Below are 22,856 nucleotides of genomic sequence, written 5' to 3' on the forward strand. Positions count from 1 at the left end.
CCCGACCAACTCTGCCTGAAAGCAAAACGAGGCTGGGACATATCAAAAACGCGTAATTCAAAAGACAAACAATTAGGGGATTAGCGGAGGAAATATAGGTAGACTCCTTGAAAAAGGAATACACTTTTTCTGCGTGCGATGTAACGCTCCGCAGCTTTCCTTGTCCTGCGGGAAGATAGGCCAAGGTGAGACCCCGCACGAGGAGGCTCAGCAGCCGCCCGCGGTAAAGAAGACACTGCGAAAGCCTGCTTGAGCAAATGTCGCACTTATGCTCGAAAGTGAAAGCGAAGTATATTTCCGGAGCGGCTATACGCTCCACTTTCTAATTAATCGTTCGGGTTTTTCTTTGAATAAGCCTCGCAGCCTTATTTTTAGTTACCCCATATCCGCTCCAACTCTCTCACTACCCGTGAAACAGGCAGACCGACAACATTGTAATAATCACCTTGTATCCCTTTTACCAATACTGCTCCCCCACTCTGTATACCATATGCACCAGCCTTGTCGAACGGATCGCCTGTTATAATATACCGATTGATCTCATCATCGGAAAGCGGCCAAAATTCTACCAATGTTTTTTCCACAAACACCTGCTCTGTCATTTGTGTACGAAGCATAACACCAGTATACACTTCATGTATTTTCCCACTCATCGAGGAAAGCATTTGAAAAGCTTCCTCCTTATCAGCCGGCTTTTCAAAAATCCTGTTCTGAAAAGAAACAACCGTATCGGCCGCCAAAATAATTTCATTTTCATGTTGAATATCTGTGTAACGACCCTTCAGTATTGCAAGCTTCTCTACCTTTTCACGCGGATCATTTGTCGTGATAACTGATTCATCGACATTCTGTTTCCGAACCGTGAACGGAATATCAACCTGTTGCAATAATTCTTTCCTTCTTGGGGATGAGGATGCCAGGATTAGATTGTGTGACATGAATGAACCTCCATAAAATTAACTGTTTATGCACTCGCATTATAATCATTTTATAACGTAAAAAATCAAAAACATACTATAATCCCCCTGCCCCTTAAGTCAGAGGCAGGAGATTATAGTATGCTGCTTTATAAACACTGATTATTGATATTCCTCTATTAAACGGTCGGTATCAGCCTTAAGTTCCATATAAGCTTCTTTTGAAAGCTGGTCATTTTTTTCCTGATTTTTCAGCAACCTGTTAAATATATGCAGATGATGAATAATCTGTTTCGTCATTCCCCGTTCTTCAAAGTGCTCCAGCACTTTAAGGTGATTCTTTAAAGTTGCAACCGCATCTTCACTGCTGAATTCACCACGCTGTTCAAAAAACTCAACAGATTTTCGCAGATTCGCAATACTTGGTTCTTCACTCAGGAACCCGGCACTGAATTTCAGGCTTTCATTTAAATCCGGGCTTTGAACCGTATAATATATTCTTCCTGCTTCATATCCGAAATTCAAGTTTTTAAATGAGATCATACCATCTTTCTCTGCACGCTTTTTGGCAATAACTTCATTGGAATCCAGAGATCTATACAACCGTACAACTTGTCCTTTACGCACATTTTCAATCATTACATGATCATTGGCACCTTTATTATTATCCGCAGTTACGAAGTGCATCATAATATTTTCTGTTTTTGGCAAAGCGTCACTCTCAAACAGCTGCCACTCGTAAATACGTATTGCCACCCATGGGGATGAACCGCTGTCATGGACCTTAAGCTTAAATTCACTTGCTTTAACCGGCTGATCAAGAACGACATCCGTTACAGCTTTGTGATTATCGGTGATTCGTTCTGCACTGATCCAGTTTCCGTCCTCATTTTTATAAAGCAATTCAAAATCAATTGTGTTCATGTTTTGTGCTTCCCCACCAGACTCAGCATGTTGAACACGCCAGCGCCGGATTGTTTTTGGTTCATCCAATTCAATGGTCATAAAGCCTGAATCCTTATTCGTCGCTGCCCATTTACTGGTTCCGGATCCATCCAATGCGCTGGATGCCGGTTCAGCTGTATTCTCAAATGACACATCAGTTATATTGGCATGAAGCGCAACATTTGATGATGGCGGGTTATCATCCACTTCAGTTGCATCTGTATCAACACCCCATTTAAAATCCACCTTTGCGGGCTCACCACGCATATAATTCTTATTAACGGGAACAACCAGTAACTGCGTTTTATTGTCTGCTGATGCATTTTCCGGTGTACGGGTAATATTGGATGTATAAAAATGATTGTTCCGTGTTACCCCTATCAATTTCTTATCCCCATCTGCATTTTTCTGATAAACCTCATAAAGCAATGCATTCTCTTCATCTTTCCAACTTAAACGCGCTTCCGCTTTGTACGAAGTTTGCAGCATTTTTTCTTCAACTTTCACATTAGCCGGTTCAGAAATCAAAGGGGCGTTTGTATCATAAACAGATATCTGTCCTACATTCATCTGATAGTCTTCCAGTTCAGAAGAATTTTGGATTCTGAGACTCAGTGCATATGCTGTCTTGCCTTCATCTTCCCCAAGATTTATAATAGTTGTCTTCCACCCGCTTTGCGATTCAGGAAGCGGATAATATTTCATCTGATTCTCAGCATAATCTTTTCCGAAAGCAACACCTAATGACACCTCAGCTCCCGGCTTGTTCTGATAAGTAACGCGTATCTTGGTAGTATCATTGATATCCAGCTTTGTACTGTAAAGCATTACGTCATTAACAGAATTTGGATTAAGGTCACCAGTGAACTTTAATGAATTCCCGCCATTATAGGCTTTACTGAAATCATAACCAACATTTATGTCGCTGCCTTTACCACGAATCCACCAGCGCCATGTCGGCATAATATCCTGTACAGAAAGGTTATTCCATTCCTCATTGCTGGCTGTTTTCCCATTCACATTATATTTTTTTCCATGCCCACTATTGAAATTTGTAGTAAATGGCATGTCCTGAATAACAGATGAATCAGTTACAAAGCGTGCCATACCCTTCCAGTCGGAAGAATCATCAGCCTTGGACGGATCACCCTGAGGACCTGTCCAAAAATACGTTTCCTTTTTATGAAAGTCAGCGGGATTTTTGGCTAGTCCCATTGTTGAATTTGGTGCATAAAGAGCGATAGAAACTTTCGGTTGCTTCTCCTTATTTAAAAGTGCATTCGTATTAATTTCTGTGTGGAAAGAGTTCTGCTGCACCTCGAAACCTGCATATGCGTCAAAAGGGCTGCGGTTATGCTTTCTCATTGTGGCAACAGTTGTATTAATTTCATCTACACCCCAATTATAATTCAGGAAAAATTCATCAACAGCATAAGTCCCGTCTTCAGCGGGGGTTACGTACATATCATTCTTTTCGTTTACAGCGTTTTGGTAGTCGATATCTCCATTATTTGCCTGGGCATCATACCAGCTGAACCGGATATCTGATTTCCGTTTTGCATAACGCATCATTTCATTCATCCGTTTGGCAGTTTTTTCACTAACACCAGACATTTCCTGATTAATAAAGTATCCGTCAAAACCATAATATTCCGCAGCCTCAATCATTTTATCGGCTACAGGAAATGTTCCATCTGCCGCTTTTTCTGTAAAAGCTTCCATTTCCGCGAGCATTTCAGGACTTCCCGGTCCCCACGGAAAGCCAACTGTCGCATAAACCGGAACACCATTACGATGTGCAGCATTCACAACATCGGGTGAAGGCAAGGCAAAAATCCCTTCCTCACTTGACGTCCAGTAGATAAAAGAATCCAACAGCTGCCAGTTATCAAAGGCATACATCTTGAATGTATCGCCTCCGACTGAATTATCGGTATCATGATTCATTGTTGTTATGGATGCGGTTGTAATCCCGGCATTTGGATTTGCCAATGGATTAATTTGGTGTCCTTTAAAACGATTCTCATCAAGCGGAACACTTGCTTGGTTTAACAACGAATCCGGGTCTTTTTCCGGAGACCAGTTTAGAAGAGATTCAACACTGAATGCCGGCGCAACTGGTTTTAAACTTAATTTGTTTGCATAGTCTTCATTAATGACACCGTTTTCACCTTCTTCGGCAAAGGCACTTGCCCCCTGTAATGTGAGAAATGCTATACCAAAAATCAATGACATAAAAACAACATGGAACTTAAAATAGCTTCTGGCTCTTCCCTTCATATAAAAATCCTCCCATTATTTATAGACTTGAAGATTGATTCCTGATGTTGTGTCCTTTCATTGATGACATTGCATAGATGATAAACTTCCCCTGCCAGATTAGCATCCACAGAATAATGGCACCTCTCAATGGCAGGAATTACCATGGTCAATGTAAGTTAATCCTCCACAATCAAACCATTTTGATCGATTACCTGCTTAAACCAATTTCCGCTTTTTTTCAAAATACGTTCGCGATCCTTTAAATTCACACGATAAAACCCATATCTATTCTTATAGGCATTCAGCCATGACCAATTATCCATGAAAGTCCAGACATGATAGCCGAAACAGTTAGAACCTTCTTCAATAGCTTGATGAAGCCATTTTAAATGCTCTTCATAAAACTCAATCCGGTAATTGTCCTGAATCGTGCCAGTTTGATCCATAAATCGCTCTTCATTGGCTACCCCCATTCCATTTTCCGCCACATACCACGGAATATTACCGTAATTTTGTTTAATGTTTACGGCAATATCATACAAACCTTTTTCATAAATTTCCCAGCCGCGGTATGGATTCATACGGCGCTCCGGCCATATATACGGATCAAAGAAATCTTCCGGCATGATTCCTTCCTGCGAACTGCCCGCAGATTCTTTCTTTTTAACACGTCTCGGCTGATAATAGTTAACACCTAAAAAGTCGACAACATTATGACGCAACAGCTCTTTATCCCCTTTTTCCCGGTGCGGTAAAAGCTGATGCTCATCCAATAATTCAATTAATGCTGATGGGTATTCTCCCAGCACAGATGGATCCAGGAAGCTGCGATTAAAGAATAAATCAGCAATTTCTGCGGCACGAACATCCTCTTTATCCTGACTTCTTGGATAAGATGGAGTCAGGTTCAAAATAATGCCAATCTGTCCATCCCGATTCAGTTCTCGATAATTCCGGATTGCTTTGGCACTGGCCAGTATGGAGTGATATGCAACTGTCACTGCCCGCTTCATATCAACTACACACGGATAATGAAAATGGTTCAAGTATCCCATTTCCACGGGTACGATTGGTTCATTAAACGTCGTCCACAACGTCACCCTGTCACCGAAAAGTTCAAAAGCAGTTCTGGCATAAAATGCAAATGCATCAACCACCTCTCTGTTTTCCCATCCGCCTTTTTCCTGCAAATGCATCGGCATATCAAAATGAAATAAATTGATAATCGGTTTAATCCCCTGATTTAATAATGTATCGATTACCCGATTGTAAAATTCTACCGCTTTCTGATTGACATTGGTCCCATCAGGCAATAAGCGTGACCAGGAAATTGAGGTGCGGAATGAATTGAGATGGATATTCTTCATCCGCTGAATATCCTGCTCATAACAATGATAAAAATCGGAAGTTATCTCCGGTCCAATATTTTCATAGAAACGCTCCGCTTCCGTTTCATACCAGTAATCCCAAATACTTTTCGCTTTCCCGTCTTTTTGAGAAGCCCCCTCTGTTTGGGGAGCGGATGCAGCGGAACCCCATAAAAAACCTTCCGGAAACGTATACTGCTTCATTTTTAGAATCACTCCTTTTGATTTACTGTGCGTCCAATGCACTGCCACTAACATAAATTCCATTCATACTAAGGATAAATTCACTAAACATGGAGTTTGCCCAGGAAAACCAGTCCCTGGTGAACTTATTTGGATCATCTGCATGAAACCCTTCATGCATCAGGTTCTTGCCGGCATCAGTTTGTTTAAAAAGCTCAAGAATAGATTGCTTTTCCTTTTGTGTTCCAGCTGTCATCCCTTGTATGGCAAGTGCAATATGCCAAATATATTTCTCTGGTGTATGCGGGCTGCCAATTCCCGCTGCCGTACTGCCCTGGTAATAATATGGATTCGCTTCACTCAAAAGGAATTTCCTTGTATTTTGATAGACCGGATCATTGATAGAGCAATATCCCAAATACGGCATCGCAAGCAATGACGGCACATTTGCGTCATCCATCAGGTTGTAATTCCCCCAACCATCAGTTTCATACGCATAAATCGTACCGTATATCGGATGTTCAACCCTGCCGTACGATTGAATACCTTTATCAATTTCCGCAGCCAATAATGTAGCGGATTCAGCCAACTCTCCATTCTCAAGTACATTTAGCGCAACTTCCGCCAGCTGCTTTAAAACAACAACTGCGAACATGTTGGATGGTATCAGGTAGCCATATTCGCACGCATCATCACTTGGCCTGAACCCTGACCAGGTCATTCCGGTATAACCTGCGGGGGCTCCATTTCCGTTATGAGATAAAGTATCCTGAGGAGTACAATTTGTGCGGACAAAATGATAATTGGAATCACGGTTATGATGCTGTTCCGTCGTCCAAACACTGATAACTCTTTCAACAGCATGCAGAAACCTTTCATTAAAGTGTGAGGTTCTTCCCGTTGACTTCCAAAATAAATAGGCCAACTGAATCGGATAACATAATGAGTCAATCTCATATTTTCGTTCCCAGATTAGCGGCGTCATATCGGTTTGATCGTTGCTGTACCGCCGGCCATTCGGCTCTTCGTTAAAAGCATTAGCATATGGATCATGCAGAATGAAGGCAAATTGTCTTTGAATTACACCTTCAACTATATCGGCCATATATGCATCTTCCTCGGCCAAAATCAGATACGGGCGGACTTGGGCTGCTGAATCGCGCAGCCACATGGCAGGAATATCCCCGGTAATAACAAATGTCGTACCATCTTGTTGCGGCTTAAGTGTGGTTTCATACGTATTGGGAAAACAATAGGTAAACATTGCCTGGATTTTAGGATCATCGGAATAAATATTTTTGATTTCTTCCACCAACTGTTTCATTGACTGCGGCTGTTCCATTAAGTGTCAGCTCCCTTCAAAACTCGAGACGAATAGTTATTTAGCTATAAATGCGTAAAACCGACTGTAATAATTTCATATTTCCCCGCTGTAACCTTAACCCGTTTAGGATCACTGTCATACAAGGAATCTTCAATTTCCTCCAGGATATTGCTCTTATACATTCGATTTAATTTTTTTGCAACGTTCAAATCCAGCTTCTCATTGTTTTCAGTCAAATTAAACCAGCGCGCCATTGTATCCCCGGATTCCTCTGATACTTTCAGCGAGGAAAAAGCCAGAGCATCCGAATCCATGACTGGTTTAATAAAGGAGTGTTCTGTAGGCAGACTTCCACGCTGCATACCTGCCTGCTTGACAGTCCATGGAACCTGGAATTGATAAGCAAGCTGGAATGACTGAAGCTTGGATGCTTCTTGCTGATGCGGTATGATTTGAAAAGATACGGTATGCTTACCAATACACTGAGCCTCCGGAGTGGGAAAATATCCCCAGTCGCCAAGCTCACGGACAGATCGTAACAAGGTTATCGCAATCGTCTGTTTTCCGTCACGAAGAATTTCATATTCATTCAGTCCATGATTGGCAATGGTCAGTCCAGCCTGCTCATCACTTACGTTGACAAATGCCTGCTGATGCTGCGAATTATCAGGATTTGTCCACCCGGAAAATGGTTCAATATTACGCTCGGCAACCTCAAAAATGGAATCTGCTGCATGAATTGCCGTTTCCATTCCAGTTGGAAACAAAGCCCGCAGCCGGTGATCCCTGGCTTGGTTATCAAAGGTTGTTTCCACCTCAACACCTTTTCCGTCTTTCGTTAATGAAACCATTGTTTGGATGCGACATGGTATTTTTTCAGCTGAACGTTTTGTCTTTCTGTACTTGAAATCAACAAGCTCTCGCTGCTCCTCATCAAGCAGCTCATCGGCTGCAGCAGGAATTTCCCAATCGTGAATAATCTCATATGATGCTTTAAAAGATGTGTCCGTTACCAGATTAACGGTGGCGTCCAGCTGTTTTGTGCTTAATGGGCAATCATGTTCCGGCTGTTTGTACATGTACTCATTTCCGATATCTCCAGTATCCTCATAAATACACAAATCATTAAAAACACGTCCACTCATCTTATCCGTAATAGCCAAAGAGCCGTTTGTTTCAATTTGAACATGCAAATAATCATTCTCCATTGCGTCTTTACCCGAGACAAGTGTGGAATCAATTACAGAATTTTTTTCATGATCAGTGATGCAAGCGAATGTTTTAAAACCTAATGCCGGTACATCCTCTGCCTGAAACGAAACCTGAATCCTTCGCGCCATGTACGGCTGACGAAATTTATCATCGGGAAGATCATAACCGAAGTGAATGCCAAGGTCTTCCACTTCACAATCATATTTCCTGCCCCCACCATCAATTATGCTTCTATCACCAAGCGGAAAAGATTTCAGGTTGCCTTTGTTAACCCCTGAAGCAAAATATTCCCGCTTCACATCAAGAACAACTGATATAGGACCTGTTCTTACTTTGCCGGTAGTATTGTATACAGCAAACGGCAGTGCATCATCTCCATATTTCTCAAAATCAACCGTATGAATCTGATTGGTTATGAACGATAAACTATTTTCAATAAGCGTTTCAGCCACATGCTTACTTTTTTCAAAGCGCGGTACCATCTCACGGTGCACTTCATCCACGCTGCATCCGCAAATACTGTCATGCGGATGATTTTGCATTAATGTTTTCCAAGCATACTCAAAAAAATGGTGGCTGTAATCTGCACCAAGCATGTATGCAAATGTTTGCAGCGGTTCCGCAACCTTTTCCAAAAGCACTTCACCTGTTCGGTTCATTTGTTTCAGGTACAAGCGCGAAGAGGCAGTGTTAACAAGCGTCCCCCACCCATCAGTTTGCTGACTGCGTAATTCCCCATCTACGGTTTTTAACGTTTTTGGGAGCTCAGGCTGTAATTCCTTTATATAATGATTAAAACTGGAATGAACGAATTCAATTTCCGGATAAAGTTTTTCGGCTGTTTGAATCGCTTTCGGCAAATCAAGCTGAATCGGCTGATGGTCACAGCCATTCATCATCAGCAATTGGGAGGTCGATGCATATGCCTCCATTGCCCGCAAACGCTCATCCCAATATTGCCGGGCTTTTCCTTCCTCAACAGGCACTTCATTCCCATTACAATACCAATTGGCAAATAGAACACCAAGAACAGAAGAACCATCAGGTGAACGCCAGATCATTTCGGAAAATGGCGATTCAAATGCTTCCGAATCAGACACCATATTATTAAATCCGGTTGGTTTTACACCTCGGCCAAACGCGGCGCTGGTGATACCAGCCTGTTTTAAAATTTGCGGTGCCTGACCAATGTTGCCAAAGGAATCCGGAAAATACCCGATTTCTGACATACCTCCCCATGATTTAGAATCCTTCATACCATACTGAAGATTTCGTATATTAGCTTCCCCACTGGTTAAAAATTCGTCCTGTAAAATATACCATGGGCCAATTTGCAATTTTCCTTCGCGAACATAATGTTCGATTATATCCCGTTTCTCCGGTCGTACTTGTAAATAATCATCTAAAATAATCGTTTGTCCATCAAGATGGAAACTTTCAAATTTCGGATTATGTCCTAACTCCTCTAACAACCTGTCCATTAATCCGACCAGTTGCGCATGGTGTTTTTCATAAGGTAAATACCACTCCCTATCCCAGTGCGAATGTGAGATAATGTGGACTGTTTTCTGCTTCATGGATAATAGACCTCCTCATATTTGACATACTTAACCATCAAAGACACAAAGCCGCAGCACCAATAACACCGGAGTTCTGTTCCAATTCAGCTGGTATTACCTTTGCCTGCCGACCCATGGGATTTAATGCATAAGCACTTACATACTCTTGGGCTGTCTCGAATAATGGCTTACCAACTTTTGATACACCCCCGCCGATGATGATGATCTCGGCATCAAACGTGTTTACAAGATTGACACAGGCAGTTCCCAGCACCCGAAACACGCTATCAATATATTCGACGATACGGGGGTCTTTCTCCTTGTACAATCGGAAGACTCTCTCTGTTGTAACCGGTTCACCGACGATGGTGGATCCGTGCCGGGCAATCGCCGTGCCGGAAGCAATTGCTTCCAGACATCCTTTTTGTCCGCACGAGCATTCACCAAAGGAAGGATCAATGACAGTATGTCCGATATCGCCCGCATTGCCATTTCGCCCGCGTAATAGCCGGCCATCTGTGAAAATGCCGGCACCAATTCCCGTGCTGACTGTCATATATATGACGTGCTCATGATTCCGCCCGGCGCCGAGCCATTTTTCTGCTAGCGTTGCGGCATTTGCATCATTCTCGAGCTGTACTGTATATGGCAGATCTGCCTCCATTATTTGTTTAATCGGTACATCTCTCCAAGTTGCCAGGTTTGGCGGACAGGTTACCATGCCATTTCTGCTGTCCAAAGGGCCGGGTACACCAACACCGATGCCAGTTATCACATCATGCGAGAATCTGTCATCTCGCAGGACTTCATTCACAACTTGAATAATCCGTTTAATCATTTGCTCAGGTGGTATTGATAAGTCGGTCGGTATGATACGGTGTTTAACAATTGAACCAATTTGATCAACAATAGCCACCGCTACCTTTGTACCTCCAATATCTACGCCAATCGAGTATTTCATTGCAATCTTCCTTTTTTAAATACTTTTCTAAACAACACAGTTCATCAGCCTTTTGATGCCCCGCCAAGACTGAAACCTTTAGACATATATCGCTGTCCTACAAAATACAAAATAATAACAGGAATCGTATAAACAAAAGAAAATGCCGCCAGCTGACCATAAAACACCATTCCATGCTGACCAAAGAACTGATAGATGGTTACGGAAGCGGGTAGTTTTTCCGTAGATTGAATTAAAATAAATGGTACAAAAAAGTTCCCCCAGCTGTTTGTAAATGTAAAAATCAGTACTGTAAAGATTCCGGGTGTCATTAAAGGTGCAACAACTTTCCGCAAGCCGACCAATACACTAGCTCCATCAATCCAGGCTGATTCCTCAAGTGTCAGCGGTACAGAGTCGATAAAGTTTTTCATCAGCCATATCCCATATGGAAGTCCGGAAGCAGCAAGGAAAAACATCGTCGCAATCAACGAATCATTTAAATTAAAGAATACAAATAACTGGTACACCGGAACCATAATTGCTGTCATTGGCAGCCCGGACATAAAGAGTATCGTCAGAATGATTGAATTCTTATGTTTCAAATGATACCTGGACAATGGATAAGCTGCCAAGGCTGAAGCTATCACAAGCACCAGAGAAGAAACCAAAGACAGGAAAATACCGATAACGAACGAGCGTAAAATCCCCGGATCTGTTAGTATTTCCGTCCAATTGGTAAAGGTAAATTCCTCCGGCAGTTCGATTGCCAGTGTAGGATGGGAATCAAATGATGCAAAAACCATCCACAGAAGCGGAATGAAGAACATTACTCCAATTATAGAAAGTACAATATAGGGCAATGCTTTTTGCAAAAACTTTTTGTTAAACATATTTAATCCCTCTTTTTATTAATCGGTTTTTAAAAAACGAATATAGATAAGACTTAAAATAATTCCAATCAACAACAGAACTAAGGAAATAGCTGTACCATATCCGAGCTGGTAATTTACAAATGCTTCATTATACATAAAGATTGGAAGTGTTGTCGTCTTTTCACCTGGTCCACCGCCCGTTAATGCGTAGATTAGCGTAAAAACCCCCAATGTTTGCAGTGTAACCAGCACCATATTTGTAACAGCTGCTCCTTTAATGATTGGCAGTGTTACTCTCCATAATCGTTGCCATGCATTCGCACCATCAATCCTGGATGCTTCTTCCACTTCTTGAGGTATGTCATCCAGTGCTGCCTGATACATTAACATGGAAAATGCTGCACCATGCCAAATGTTTACAAATATAACACTGACAAGAGGGAAGTTTAATAGCCATGCGACAGGCTCCATTCCCGCCATTCCCAGTATGGTGTTCAAGGTCCCCTGGTCACTTAAAAATGCAAACCAGACAAACGCCACCACCACTTCAGGTGTAATCCAGCCGGCAAGTACCAAAATACCAATTATCCTTCTAAATGGCCTTGCCTTCTGCTTCATCAGATATGCCACAAGAAAGCCGACCACTTGCTGGCCGATGACTGCTGAAGAAATCAGGAATATAATTGTTTTGATGACACTTGATTTAAAACTCGGATCCTGAAACATGCGGATGAAATTTTCAAATCCTATAAATTGCGTATTGCTCGCCGCAGCTCCAGTAAGTGCCAAATTTGTGAAGGAAAAATAAAACGTCATAATAATCGGTCCAAGCACAAACAACACAAGTAATACAATCGCCGGAGTCCCGAATAACAATGAACGCATATAGATATTTCCTTGCAGAGATTTGCTTTTACTCAAGATCAGACACCTCTTTATGAGAGCCGCTGCAACGAAACGTGCGGCGGCTCATTATAGATTATTCTGTCGTCGTGTTCTCTTCTCCGACATCTCGCTTAACATCTTTTGCAAATTGTTCCAACGCTTCTTCAGGTGACAGAGTACCTGTTGTTACAGCTTCAACAGCCGCCTGTATATTGGAGGAAACTTTTGGATAAGCATCATATGTCGGCCTGTAATGTGTATATTCAAGATACTCCGTCATCTTCCCTTGATAAGGAATCTGCTGATATTCATCTAATTTGGCGATATCCTTTCGTGGTGTCAAGGCTGTACCATACCGCAGATTCTGTTTACTTGTTGCAAGTTTAATAAATTCTACTGCCAAATTTTTATTATCGGCCTTTGCCGGTACTGCCAATGTCCAGCCGCCGGAAACCGTTACCTTACCCGGTTCTTGTCCGTCCTTCGTTGGCACTGCAGCAATTCCAATATTTTCTTTCCACTCCGGCCATGGGCTATTTCCGGATTCCAGCCAGTTTCCGGACATCCAATTTCCGTCAAGCGCAATCCCGACTTCACCTTCAGGCATAAGCTGTGTAGAAACCTTTGCCCCTGCCTGACCGGTAATACCCCAGCTCAGGCTTGCACCAAGATCATTTGAATAAATTGTGTCTACAAACTTTAGAACATCAAGGAATCCTTCGCTTTTAACAATCCATTTACCGATTTCGGCATTATACAGTCTGCTATCTGTCCCATATAACAGCGGCAGGAATGTTTGCATCGTGGTACCTTCACCCATCGCTTTTCCGGAGTTCATCCATAATGGAACTTGCACCTCACCCTTAATTTTTTTGGCAGCGTTCACTACATCTTCCCAGCTCTCAGGCTGCCATGGCACTTCAAGACCTGCATCTTTAAAAACTTTCTTATTGTACCAAAGCACACGCACATCTGTTGAAATTGGCACACCATATATGTTTCCATCTTCTCCGGTCACACCTTTTTTGACCGGTTTATAAAACTTGTTCCATCCATCCCATTTTTTCAAGTCCTTTGTCAACGGTTCAAGGTATCCTGCAGCTGAATCCGCCTTAATCATATATGAATCTTCCATGACAATATCAGGTGCTGTATCTTCTGATTTCATCATCAATACCTTCTTATTCGGATACGCACCTTCATTACTTTTAACCTCTGTTATTTTAACGGTCACTCCGTCGTGTTTCTTTTCAAATTGTTTTTTGACATCATTCATCCATGATTTAAATGAGTCATCAGGTGATTTATAGATTAATTCAATTGTATTTGATGATGACCCCTCTTCTTCGCCTCCGCACGCCGCCAGCAAAGATAAAGGCAGAATGATAATTAATAAAAGTACTATGTTTTTAGAAAACCTTTTCATTTTATGTCCCCCTTGGATATGTATTTTTGAGTTTATTGCCAGCTGCTATCTATTCCTTCACCACCTCCTTCATCTGCTATTTATCGTTGAATGATTGTATTCTGTGGAGCATCAAACAGTTTCTGCTGAATGATGGAAGCAGCACCTATTAAAGTAGATTGATAGCCAAAACTTGATTTCGTATACGTAATATTATCTGCAAAGCTTGAAAAAGAACGGGATTTCGCAATTTCCTCAGCAACTTTAACGATTTCAGGATGCAAATCAATCATCTGACCACCAAAAATAACTTTAGACGGAGCAAAAAAATTAATTGCATTGGCCACCCCAATACCAAGATAGCGACCCGCCTCATCCAACACCGTTGCTGCCAGTTTATCCCCTCGCTCAGCATGTTCAATAATCACTTCAAGTGTCAGATTGTTTTCCTCTTGTAAATACAAATCAGACAATGTACTTGATACACCCCTGCGAATTTCCTGCTCTACCCGTTTTATAATAGCAATACCGGAAGCCATTGCTTCCAGGCATCCAAAGTTACCGCAATTGCACCTCGGACCATCAACATCGATAGATACATGCCCAAGTTCACCAGCACCATTTTTAAAACCGCGATAAATTCTGGTGCCGATAATAATTCCGCCGCCAATCCCCTGATCCGCCAGAATATACAAGATGTTTTCTTTCATTTGAATACTTCCGAACCATTGTTCCGCAAGCGCCGCCGCATTAGCATCCTTTTCCAGCACGGTAATTAGGTTATAACGATCCTCCAACAGCTGCTTAATCTTTATATCTGCAGTTTCCTGCAAGTTTGGTGGAGATAAAATTTTTCCTTCATCTTCATCAATTGGACCTGGAGCAGATACGCCAATCCCAAAAATTTTTGAGCTTGGTATCTCCATTTGGTCCAGCAGCTCATCAATTGCTTTGTAAACCTTTTCAATTACCGTCATCGAGTCCTGCGAATTGGTAATCACAATATGTTGACGCGAAAAGATTTCTGCTTTTAAATTGACAATTGCAGCCGTAACCTTCGTCACCCCGATATCAACAGCTATCACATAAAAATTGTCCCAGTTAATCTCATACAATGCCGGCTTTCTTCCGCCATTGGAATCGCCATAGCCCGATATTCTAATCGCCTCTGTTTTGGTAAGTTCCGAGGTAATATTTCCGATAGTAGCAAAAGTTAATTCTAGTTTTTCAGCAACCTTTGCTTTGGAAATCGGCCCGTATTTATGTATTGTATTTAAAACCAAGGAACGATTAAGGTGTTTATTTCGATCCATATTACCAGATTCAACTATCCTCATTTCAGTTCCTCCCACTCTACTTATTAAAATTATTATAATAACGCTTATACAGAAGTCGCTTTCAAAAATAAAAAGATTCACGAAACCGTAAATTCCATCATACTAATTAAAACGATTTTAATTAGTATATTCAAATAATAACACAATCCCAATATGAAGTATATACCCATTTTTCACAATATTTTTAAGTAAACATATAACCAGGAACTGATGGGGGAAGTCATTGCATGTCCCCCATTCCATTCCTTCTTTCAATCCCAAAATCCAGCTATTGTGAAACATTTACAAGGAAGGTCCTAATTTCATATGGGCTGATATCAAATTGTATTGCCGGGCCATCAGTGAGATCTCCAACCGGTCTTTCCATTAAATCACATTCCTGCCAAGACAGAATCGTTAAATCACTATCAATTGTGACAGACCCCCGCTGACCGGCATATTCATGTACCCGTAAGATAACCTGATTCCCATCCTCTGATTTTTTGACAGCATCTGTAATAACATGATCGGCGGATAAACGGAAAAGTGACAGCTCCGAATAAATCAGTTTGCCTCTCCAAGAAGAAGGTTTACTGTTTAAATCCCAGGCATGTTGAACTGTTTTCCCTTGCACCCAATCACCTTCATGCGGCAGAAGCGAATACGTAAATTCATGTTTTCCCTGATCTTGCAGGTGATCCGGTTCTGTGGCTGACTTAACCAATGAAAGACGCATAATATTATCTTTAATATCATAGCCATACTTGCAGTTATTCAGCAGACTGACACCATACCCTCTTTCTGATAGATCTGCCCATTGGTGACCGACAGACTCGAATCGAGCATAATCCCAGCTTGTATTCCAATGAGTGGGGCGTGTTACATTCCCAAACTGAATGTCATAAGTAGCTTCCGTTGAACGGATCTTAACTGGAAATGCAGCTTTTAACAGTTGATGCTGTTCATGCCAATCAACAATTGTTTCAAAATCGATACGCGGATTATCAGCGTATACAATCATTTTTTGATCAATGATGGAGTCCATATAATACCATTGAAAGTTTATGACAGTGCGGATCTGATTCATTTCGTCAATACGAACCTCTTGCAGATCAGCAACTTCACGCATTTTCTCTTGGTAATAAATATCAATATCCCAAGCATCAAAATTAAGCGGTTTATCCTCAAACACCTGCAGAACATTCCCTGACTTTCCCTTTTCCAATACGTCACGTGAGGAATCTTTGTCAAAAATAGCAGTTAATTGCCCTTTTTCATTCCATTCAATCTCATAAAAAGGTGTATGGACACCATTCTTAAAACTTTGAAATGGGGCAGGTGCCTCTTCTTTTTTCGCTTCCGGTATAAATAGAATGGATGATAGACTCATCGGAGGTAAATCCCTCACAGACACCAGCCAGCTATCCCCCGTATTCACTGCTTTAAGTTCACCCCCACTGGGACTTTTCCAAATGCCGGATTCCATACCACTGGCTATGGGAAGCGTTACAATGCATGATCTCATCCATGATGCATCATTTATTACAGTAAACCAATGTTCTGATTCGTCAGTCATAGAATCCATTGTTTCATTCCAGGATTTTTCCGCAAGTTGTTCGGCATCTTCATATTCCCTGGCACTATCTTCGTATACTTCCCGAATTGAGGAACCCGGGATAATATCATGAAATTGATTTCTTAAAATAATCTTCCATCCATTATTCAGACTCGTTTGCGGGTACTTATCCCAATCTGCATGGAGAACACTATTTACTACCCCAAGCAACTCTGTTTCACGGTACAAGATTTCCAGACTGCGATTTGATTTTTTATTATAAGCCTGACTCGTATAGGTTCCGCGATGGTACTCAAGATATAACTCGCCATCCCATGTATGCACATACTGATCCGTTTCATCAATACGTTTATGTAAACGTCTGAAAAATTCATCTGCTCTTCCCGTCTTCACATTGGGAAGACCGGGCATATTCTCCAGACGACGGCGCATTTCAAGCATTTCACGATTTACACCCCCGCCGCCGTCACCATATCCGTAAGAAATCAATAATTCCTTATTTATGGATTTATCCTGATAAGCATCCCAGCTTCCCTTTACCGTTTGAGGTAATATTTCACCGTTATACGTGTAAAAACCAAGATGATTTTGGTTCGGGGTAGGTGTCGTAATAAAATGCGTTAAAATTTCTGTTCCGTCAATTCCTCTCCATTTAAATGTGTCATGCGGCATGCGATTGTATTGATTCCAGCTGATTTTTGTTGTCATAAACGTATGAATTCCTGACTTTTTCAATATCTGTGGTAACGCCCAGCTGTACCCAAATACATCCGGAAGCCATAAGTACGTACACTCCTTACCAAATTCATTTCGAATAAACCTAGTTCCCATCAACAATTGACGTACCAATGATTCACCTGAAGGTATATTACAATCCGGTTCTAACCACATACCTCCCTCAACTTCCCATGATCCTTCCTGAATACGCTTTTTCATCTGCTCGTATAACACTGGATAGTCTGTTTTAATATATTCGTAAAGCTGTGGTTGTGATTGAAGAAAAACATATTCCGGAAATCTTTCCATCAAACGTAAAACCGTGGAAAATGACCTTGCTGCTTTCTCCCTTGTGTGTTTTAGCCTCCATAACCATGCCACATCAATATGTGTATGACCAATTGCGCGAATCTCAACAGGATGCTTCCCTTTTAATTGATCCAATTCATCCTTAAGTTTTTGTTCGGCTAATCTAATCGATTGATAAAAAGCCTCTGACCCTGGCTTAGACCAATCAACTTGTAAAAAGGCCCGATCAAGCGCAATAAGAAGCGCTTGATACTCCGCACTAGTCCCATCCAATATGTCGACAGTGGATATTACCGCTTTTGCAGTATAATATAAACAATCGGTTGATGGATCCAGCCATGCCAAGGCTGCTTTTTTAATTTTATGTTCCTGCTCAACAGGAGTCCCGCCGCCTTCTAGGCCTGACCACAAGCGAAAAACAAGTTCAACTGTCGTATTGCAGAAGATCTCAGACAGGAAAACTTCTTTATGATTGGAGTCTACTCCCTGATAAGGCTGACCATTTACATAAAGTAATGATTCAAATCCGGAGTTATTACCCGACCCTGTTTTACCAAAATCAAATAGTCCAACAACATCATGACCTTCCCAACTATTTGGAATATGAACTTCTGTCTTAAGCCATAAATAGGAATCCCTGCCGGACCAATTATCCCCGACTTTCATTTCATGCCATACACCATTTTCCGGCGGCCTGGTTCCAACTTCTCCCTTTTCATCCTGCTGACTGTCAAATGTTGAAATATGAAACAGATCGCGATAACGGAATTTTTCCAGTTCTTGAATACGGGCATGAAGTTTTTCATTCTTAAAAAACATTTAATATCCACCTTTCCGATTTAACAAATCACCCTTCTTTTCACCTGAACGCAAAAAAGTTCGTATGGCCACCTTTTAAAATCGGTGACCATACAAATTTCTATTACTCTTTCGTAACATTCTCCGAACCAGCATCCCGCTTAACATCTTTAGCAAATCTTTCCATAGCTTCTTCAGGAGTCATCGAATCCGTTGTTACCGCCTCTACTGCAGCCTGAATATTGGTCGAAATAGTTGGATACGTACTATACGATGGCCGGAAATGTGTATATTCAAGTAAATCCGTCATTTTATCCTGGTACGTGATTTTTAAATACTCATCCAATTTTGCAATATCTTTTCGCGGTGTCAGTTGTGTCCCATACCTTAAGTTTTCCTTACTAGTTGCCAATTTGATAAATTTCCATGCAAGATCTTTCTTATCCGCCTTGGCAGGGATGGCAAGTGTCCAGCCCCCAGATACAGTGGTTTTCCCGGGTTCTTGTCCGTTTTGTGTGGGCATAGCAGTAAATCCGTACGTTTCACTCCACTCCGGCCAAGGTACTGCCCCATCTTCAACCCAATTTCCTGACATCCAATTTCCATCCAGTGCTATCCCAACTTCCCCTTTCGGCATAAGCTGCTGGGCTATTTTCGTACCTGCCTGACCTGTGATACCCCAACTCAGACTTGGACCAAGATCTTCTTCATAAATGGTATCAAAAAATTGTAACGAATCGACGAATCCATCACTTTCAATCACCCATTTACCGCTATCTTCATGATAAAGCTTGCTGCCTGTTCCGGTGAGCAGCATCAAGAAACTTTGCATTGTAGTTGCTTCCCCCATTGCTTTTCCGGAATTCAGCCAAAAAGGAACTTCAACTTCTCCTTTAAGCTTTTTAGCAGCATTTATTACATCTTCCCAGCTTTCAGGCTTCCATGGTGTTGGAATCCCTACTTTTTCAAAAACCTTTTTGTTATACCAAAGCCCTCTTACATCTGTCGAAAAAGGAACACCATATATCTTGCCATCGCTGCCGGTTACCCCGCTTTTAACGGAATCATAAAATTTATTCCAATCATTCCATTTGTTAACCCTGTCTGAAATAGGTTGTAAATAGCCAGCTTCAGCATCTGCCTTGACCTGATACGAATCTTCCTGAATTATATCCGGGGCGGTTTCTTCAGATTTCATCATTAAAACCTTTTTACTCGGATAATTTCCTTCACTGCCGGTTATTGTGGATAATTTCACAGAGACATCCTTATGTTTCTTTTCGAATTCTTTTTTAACAGATTCCAGCCAATTCGTTGCTTGTTCATCTGGCGTTCTATAAACAATCTCCAGTACATTTTCCCCGGAGTCCTCTCCATCGGCTGAACCGCTGCAGGCTGCCAGCAAAGCTAATGGAACAAGAATTACAACCAGCATCACGATTGTTTTTCGCTTTATCCATTTCATGTAAATTACCTCCTTGATTCGAAATCTCAACTTATCTTGTTGCGCCAACAGATCGTTCTGTTATACACCTCCCGTTAATGATCAGACTAACTTTTGGATCATAGAAGACCGAACAATTAATCAAATGGTTTAAATAAGAATCCATATAAAACGCTTACATAACTAGATATAAAAAATAATCGCGCTTAATAAAGGCTAGTTTTAAAAATAGTTTTAATAAGTGATTGGAGATAATATAACATTTCAGAATATTAGTGTCAATACATATTTTCAGAAATTTAAAACGCCATTAGGTTATTCAAATTAAGAAGGGACAATAAAACAGGCTGGGACAAAACGTGCTTTATTAAAATAAAATCCAAACCATACGGAAAGGGCATATATCCAATACGGAAATATACGTTGCAAAATTCCTGCATCGTCTGTCTTTTCATTTACACGTTATCGATATGTCCCAACCCTACATAGATTTTGATAAGTGGATTAAATTGCTTATACCCAACTTACAATAAACTCCGCATTACCCGACAGAGAATAGGAACCAATACCGTTCGGCAAAATAAAATGCATTCCTTTTTGAATTTCAAAACGCTTGCCATGCACTTCCAGCACTGCTTCACCATCAATGACACTAACCTGCAAAAAGTCCTCTGATAATTTTTGCTTTGCTTCGCCTTCCAAATTCCAGTGACTAACAGCAAAATAATCGTTTCTGGCAAGCTTTTTCATAAATAACCCTCCAGAAACCATCTCGTTTTGATCCAAAGCCGGATCCTGATGCGGTACGGCACTCACCTGTTTTGCTTTCTCCAGGTGCAATTCCCGTTTGTTCCCTTCTGCATCCGTCCGGTCATAATCATACACACGATAGGTAATATCAGAGCTCTGCTGGGTTTCCAGAATGACAATACCTTTTCCAATTGCATGAATGGTACCGCTTGGCACATAAACAAAATCCCCTGGCTTCACCTTCACACGCCTTAAGAGACTATTCCATTCCCCATCGTCAATCATTTGTACGAATTCATCATATGTGGAAGCTTGGTGCCCAAAGACAATTTCCGCATCCGGTTCTGCATCCAACACATACCAACATTCCGTTTTCCCATACGGTTGGTCTTCCACCTTAAACGCATATGTATCGTCCGGATGAACTTGCACAGATAAATCAGCATTTGCATCCAATATTTTAACGAGAAGCGGGTATGCTTCATCATTTTCTGTTGCTTTATGGAATAATTCCCCATGGTTCTCCCATGCATCCTTAAGTGTCTTACCTTTCAATGGTCCGTTTTCAATGATGCTTGGACCATTCGGATGTGCCGAAATAACCCATGCCTCGCCAGTCTGATCGGAAGGGATGTCATAATTGTATTCTGTCTTTAACTTTTGGCCGCCCCAAATCCGCTCCTGGAAAACAGGCTTTAGAAAAATTGGTTCATTATACATTGGGTAATCTCTCCATTCTTTAACCATATAGAAATATTCTACCATAAAGTTAATCATTCCAAATCAAACAACTCCACTAAAAGCAGTGAAACCGCCCCGAGAATTGTTGCATCACCACCCAACTTACTGATGACAACTTCTGTTTTTGCCGTTTCTGAAGTCAAAGCAAGCTGTTTAATGCTTTGACGGGCGGGTTCAAGAATAAAGGCTTCGGCATTTGTAACGCCGCCACTTAAAATTATTTTCCCGGGATTAAACATATGGATTAAGTTAGTTAACCCGATTCCAATATATGTACCGGTTTCTTTCAGAATATTATCGCATATTTTATTACCGTCACACGCCAACTGAAATACTTTTTGACCCGTTAGTGACTCAATCTCAGGCTGGGTAATAAGCTGCAATGCCCTTTTCGCCCGTCTCACAATGGCAGGTCCGGAAACCATTGTTTGCAAGCACCCGCGATTTCCGCATTCACAAATTTCTCCTTGCAGATCAATCATCATATGGCCGATTTCACCGGCAATATCCGTCGCCCCATGGTAAAGCTTACCGTTGATGACATGACCGGCTCCGACACCTCGCCCAAGGTTTACCGCAGTCATACTTTCAACATGACCATGATTTCCAAACCAGGATTCCCCCAGTGCCATTGCCCGTGCATCGTTCTCCACTTTTGCCATAATCCCAAATTCCTTTTCCAGTTCTGCTTTAATTGGGATGTTGGACAGGTTCAGGTTTGGGGCATAAATGGATGTACCTGTTTCCACATTAACTACACCATGCATCGCAATTCCAATCCCGACCAATTTTTCCATTTCAACCGTAAATGTTTTCAGTATCGCCCCGATCGTTTCTTTCAGGATTTTCAGAAATTGGTTATTCGTTATGGGAAGTACTAATTTTTGGGAGGTCCGTTCCACAATCACACCCGACAAGTCTGCCAAAACACAATCAACCGTTTCCGGTCCTGCATCAACGCCGATAATATAAAAGTGCTCATTATCAATCATAAGCATTGTCGGTTTCCTGCCGCCCTTAGATTCCCCAACATCACTTTCCATAACAATCCCCTGTTCAATCAACTCTTTTACAATACTTCCTACAGTCGGGGGTGTAATGGCCGTATCCTTAGCAATTTGCGCTCTCGATATTGGCGCATCTGTGCGTATTTTATTGAGTATGATTGACTTATTCATCGATTTCATCCATTGAAAAGTACCCCGTCGCATCACTTTATCCTCCATTATATGTACTTATTGCAGTATATCACAGCTGATTTATCCCCCCTCACAGTATGGTTGGTAACATGTTGCCGAATCTCACCGGGCTTTCAGCATGGTTTAATCCAA

14 protein-coding genes are annotated in these 22,856 nt (G+C 41.5%); all 14 read right to left on the reverse strand.

What is annotated here, in order from left to right; translation table 11 throughout:
• Nucleotides 1-371 precede the first annotated feature (371 nt).
• Nucleotides 372-938 (reverse strand): Maf family protein, encoded by a 567-nt coding sequence (locus tag B1K71_RS15430; protein WP_077328600.1) that lies wholly within the window; start codon nucleotides 936-938, stop codon nucleotides 372-374.
• Nucleotides 939-1,079: 141 nt separating this feature from the next.
• Nucleotides 1,080-4,142 (reverse strand): endo-beta-N-acetylglucosaminidase, encoded by a 3,063-nt coding sequence (locus B1K71_RS15435; protein ID WP_077328602.1) that lies wholly within the window; start codon nucleotides 4,140-4,142, stop codon nucleotides 1,080-1,082.
• A gap of 158 nt (nucleotides 4,143-4,300) precedes the next feature.
• Nucleotides 4,301-5,695 (reverse strand): glycoside hydrolase family 1 protein, encoded by a 1,395-nt coding sequence (locus tag B1K71_RS15440; RefSeq protein ID WP_281250352.1) that lies wholly within the window; start codon nucleotides 5,693-5,695, stop codon nucleotides 4,301-4,303.
• A 22-nt stretch (nucleotides 5,696-5,717) separates the two neighbouring features.
• On the reverse strand, nucleotides 5,718-7,016 hold the full coding sequence (locus B1K71_RS15445) for a glycoside hydrolase family 125 protein (RefSeq protein ID WP_077328604.1): 1,299 nt from the start codon (nucleotides 7,014-7,016) through the stop codon (nucleotides 5,718-5,720).
• 44 nt (nucleotides 7,017-7,060) lie between these two features.
• On the reverse strand, nucleotides 7,061-9,787 hold the full coding sequence (locus B1K71_RS15450) for an alpha-mannosidase (protein WP_077328606.1): 2,727 nt from the start codon (nucleotides 9,785-9,787) through the stop codon (nucleotides 7,061-7,063).
• A 37-nt stretch (nucleotides 9,788-9,824) separates the two neighbouring features.
• Complete coding sequence (locus B1K71_RS15455) at nucleotides 9,825-10,730, reverse strand: ROK family protein (protein WP_077328608.1); 906 nt, start codon at nucleotides 10,728-10,730, stop codon at nucleotides 9,825-9,827.
• Between the two features lie 44 nt (nucleotides 10,731-10,774).
• Nucleotides 10,775-11,602, reverse strand: coding sequence for a carbohydrate ABC transporter permease (locus tag B1K71_RS15460; RefSeq protein ID WP_077328610.1), 828 nt, complete (start codon nucleotides 11,600-11,602; stop codon nucleotides 10,775-10,777).
• A gap of 18 nt (nucleotides 11,603-11,620) precedes the next feature.
• A complete protein-coding gene (locus tag B1K71_RS15465) occupies nucleotides 11,621-12,469 on the reverse strand; it encodes a carbohydrate ABC transporter permease (RefSeq protein WP_077330301.1) in 849 nt (282 codons plus the stop codon).
• A gap of 94 nt (nucleotides 12,470-12,563) precedes the next feature.
• Nucleotides 12,564-13,895, reverse strand: coding sequence for an extracellular solute-binding protein (locus B1K71_RS15470; protein WP_077328612.1), 1,332 nt, complete (start codon nucleotides 13,893-13,895; stop codon nucleotides 12,564-12,566).
• An 80-nt stretch (nucleotides 13,896-13,975) separates the two neighbouring features.
• The gene (locus B1K71_RS15475; RefSeq protein WP_077328614.1) at nucleotides 13,976-15,211 is read right to left on the reverse strand and encodes an ROK family protein; all 1,236 of its coding nucleotides are present in this window, start codon (nucleotides 15,209-15,211) and stop codon (nucleotides 13,976-13,978) included.
• 268 nt (nucleotides 15,212-15,479) lie between these two features.
• Complete coding sequence (locus B1K71_RS15480; RefSeq protein WP_077328615.1) at nucleotides 15,480-18,611, reverse strand: alpha-mannosidase; 3,132 nt, start codon at nucleotides 18,609-18,611, stop codon at nucleotides 15,480-15,482.
• Between the two features lie 103 nt (nucleotides 18,612-18,714).
• Nucleotides 18,715-20,055: an extracellular solute-binding protein gene (locus tag B1K71_RS15485; RefSeq protein WP_245799312.1), complete on the reverse strand. Its 1,341-nt coding sequence runs from the start codon at nucleotides 20,053-20,055 to the stop codon at nucleotides 18,715-18,717.
• 492 nt (nucleotides 20,056-20,547) lie between these two features.
• Nucleotides 20,548-21,504 carry a mannose-6-phosphate isomerase, class I gene (gene manA, locus B1K71_RS15490; RefSeq protein WP_077330305.1) on the reverse strand — a complete coding sequence of 319 codons (957 nt, stop codon included), beginning with the start codon at nucleotides 21,502-21,504 and terminating at the stop codon, nucleotides 20,548-20,550.
• A gap of 53 nt (nucleotides 21,505-21,557) precedes the next feature.
• Entirely contained in the window at nucleotides 21,558-22,736 is a 1,179-nt protein-coding gene (locus B1K71_RS15495; RefSeq protein WP_077328617.1) for an ROK family transcriptional regulator, read from the reverse strand.
• Nucleotides 22,737-22,856: the final 120 nt, after the last annotated feature.

Origin of the sequence: Virgibacillus siamensis (genome assembly GCF_900162695.1) — a bacterium.
Taxonomy (GTDB): domain Bacteria; phylum Bacillota; class Bacilli; order Bacillales; family Amphibacillaceae; genus Lentibacillus; species Lentibacillus siamensis_A.

What these genes read in the sequence shown, in the direction of transcription:
- B1K71_RS15430 (WP_077328600.1), bottom strand. Translation starts at nt 938, where the DNA reads ATGTCACACAATCTAATCCTGGCATCCTCATCCCCAAGAAGGAAAGAA.
- B1K71_RS15435 (WP_077328602.1), bottom strand. Translation starts at nt 4,142, where the DNA reads ATGAAGGGAAGAGCCAGAAGCTATTTTAAGTTCCATGTTGTTTTTATG.
- B1K71_RS15440 (WP_281250352.1), bottom strand. Translation starts at nt 5,695, where the DNA reads ATGAAGCAGTATACGTTTCCGGAAGGTTTTTTATGGGGTTCCGCTGCA.
- B1K71_RS15445 (WP_077328604.1), bottom strand. Translation starts at nt 7,016, where the DNA reads ATGGAACAGCCGCAGTCAATGAAACAGTTGGTGGAAGAAATCAAAAAT.
- B1K71_RS15450 (WP_077328606.1), bottom strand. Translation starts at nt 9,787, where the DNA reads ATGAAGCAGAAAACAGTCCACATTATCTCACATTCGCACTGGGATAGG.
- B1K71_RS15455 (WP_077328608.1), bottom strand. Translation starts at nt 10,730, where the DNA reads ATGAAATACTCGATTGGCGTAGATATTGGAGGTACAAAGGTAGCGGTG.
- B1K71_RS15460 (WP_077328610.1), bottom strand. Translation starts at nt 11,602, where the DNA reads ATGTTTAACAAAAAGTTTTTGCAAAAAGCATTGCCCTATATTGTACTT.
- B1K71_RS15465 (WP_077330301.1), bottom strand. Translation starts at nt 12,469, where the DNA reads ATGCGTTCATTGTTATTCGGGACTCCGGCGATTGTATTACTTGTGTTG.
- B1K71_RS15470 (WP_077328612.1), bottom strand. Translation starts at nt 13,895, where the DNA reads ATGAAAAGGTTTTCTAAAAACATAGTACTTTTATTAATTATCATTCTG.
- B1K71_RS15475 (WP_077328614.1), bottom strand. Translation starts at nt 15,211, where the DNA reads ATGAGGATAGTTGAATCTGGTAATATGGATCGAAATAAACACCTTAAT.
- B1K71_RS15480 (WP_077328615.1), bottom strand. Translation starts at nt 18,611, where the DNA reads ATGTTTTTTAAGAATGAAAAACTTCATGCCCGTATTCAAGAACTGGAA.
- B1K71_RS15485 (WP_245799312.1), bottom strand. Translation starts at nt 20,055, where the DNA reads ATGAAATGGATAAAGCGAAAAACAATCGTGATGCTGGTTGTAATTCTT.
- manA (WP_077330305.1), bottom strand. Translation starts at nt 21,504, where the DNA reads ATGTATAATGAACCAATTTTTCTAAAGCCTGTTTTCCAGGAGCGGATT.
- B1K71_RS15495 (WP_077328617.1), bottom strand. Translation starts at nt 22,736, where the DNA reads ATGCGACGGGGTACTTTTCAATGGATGAAATCGATGAATAAGTCAATC.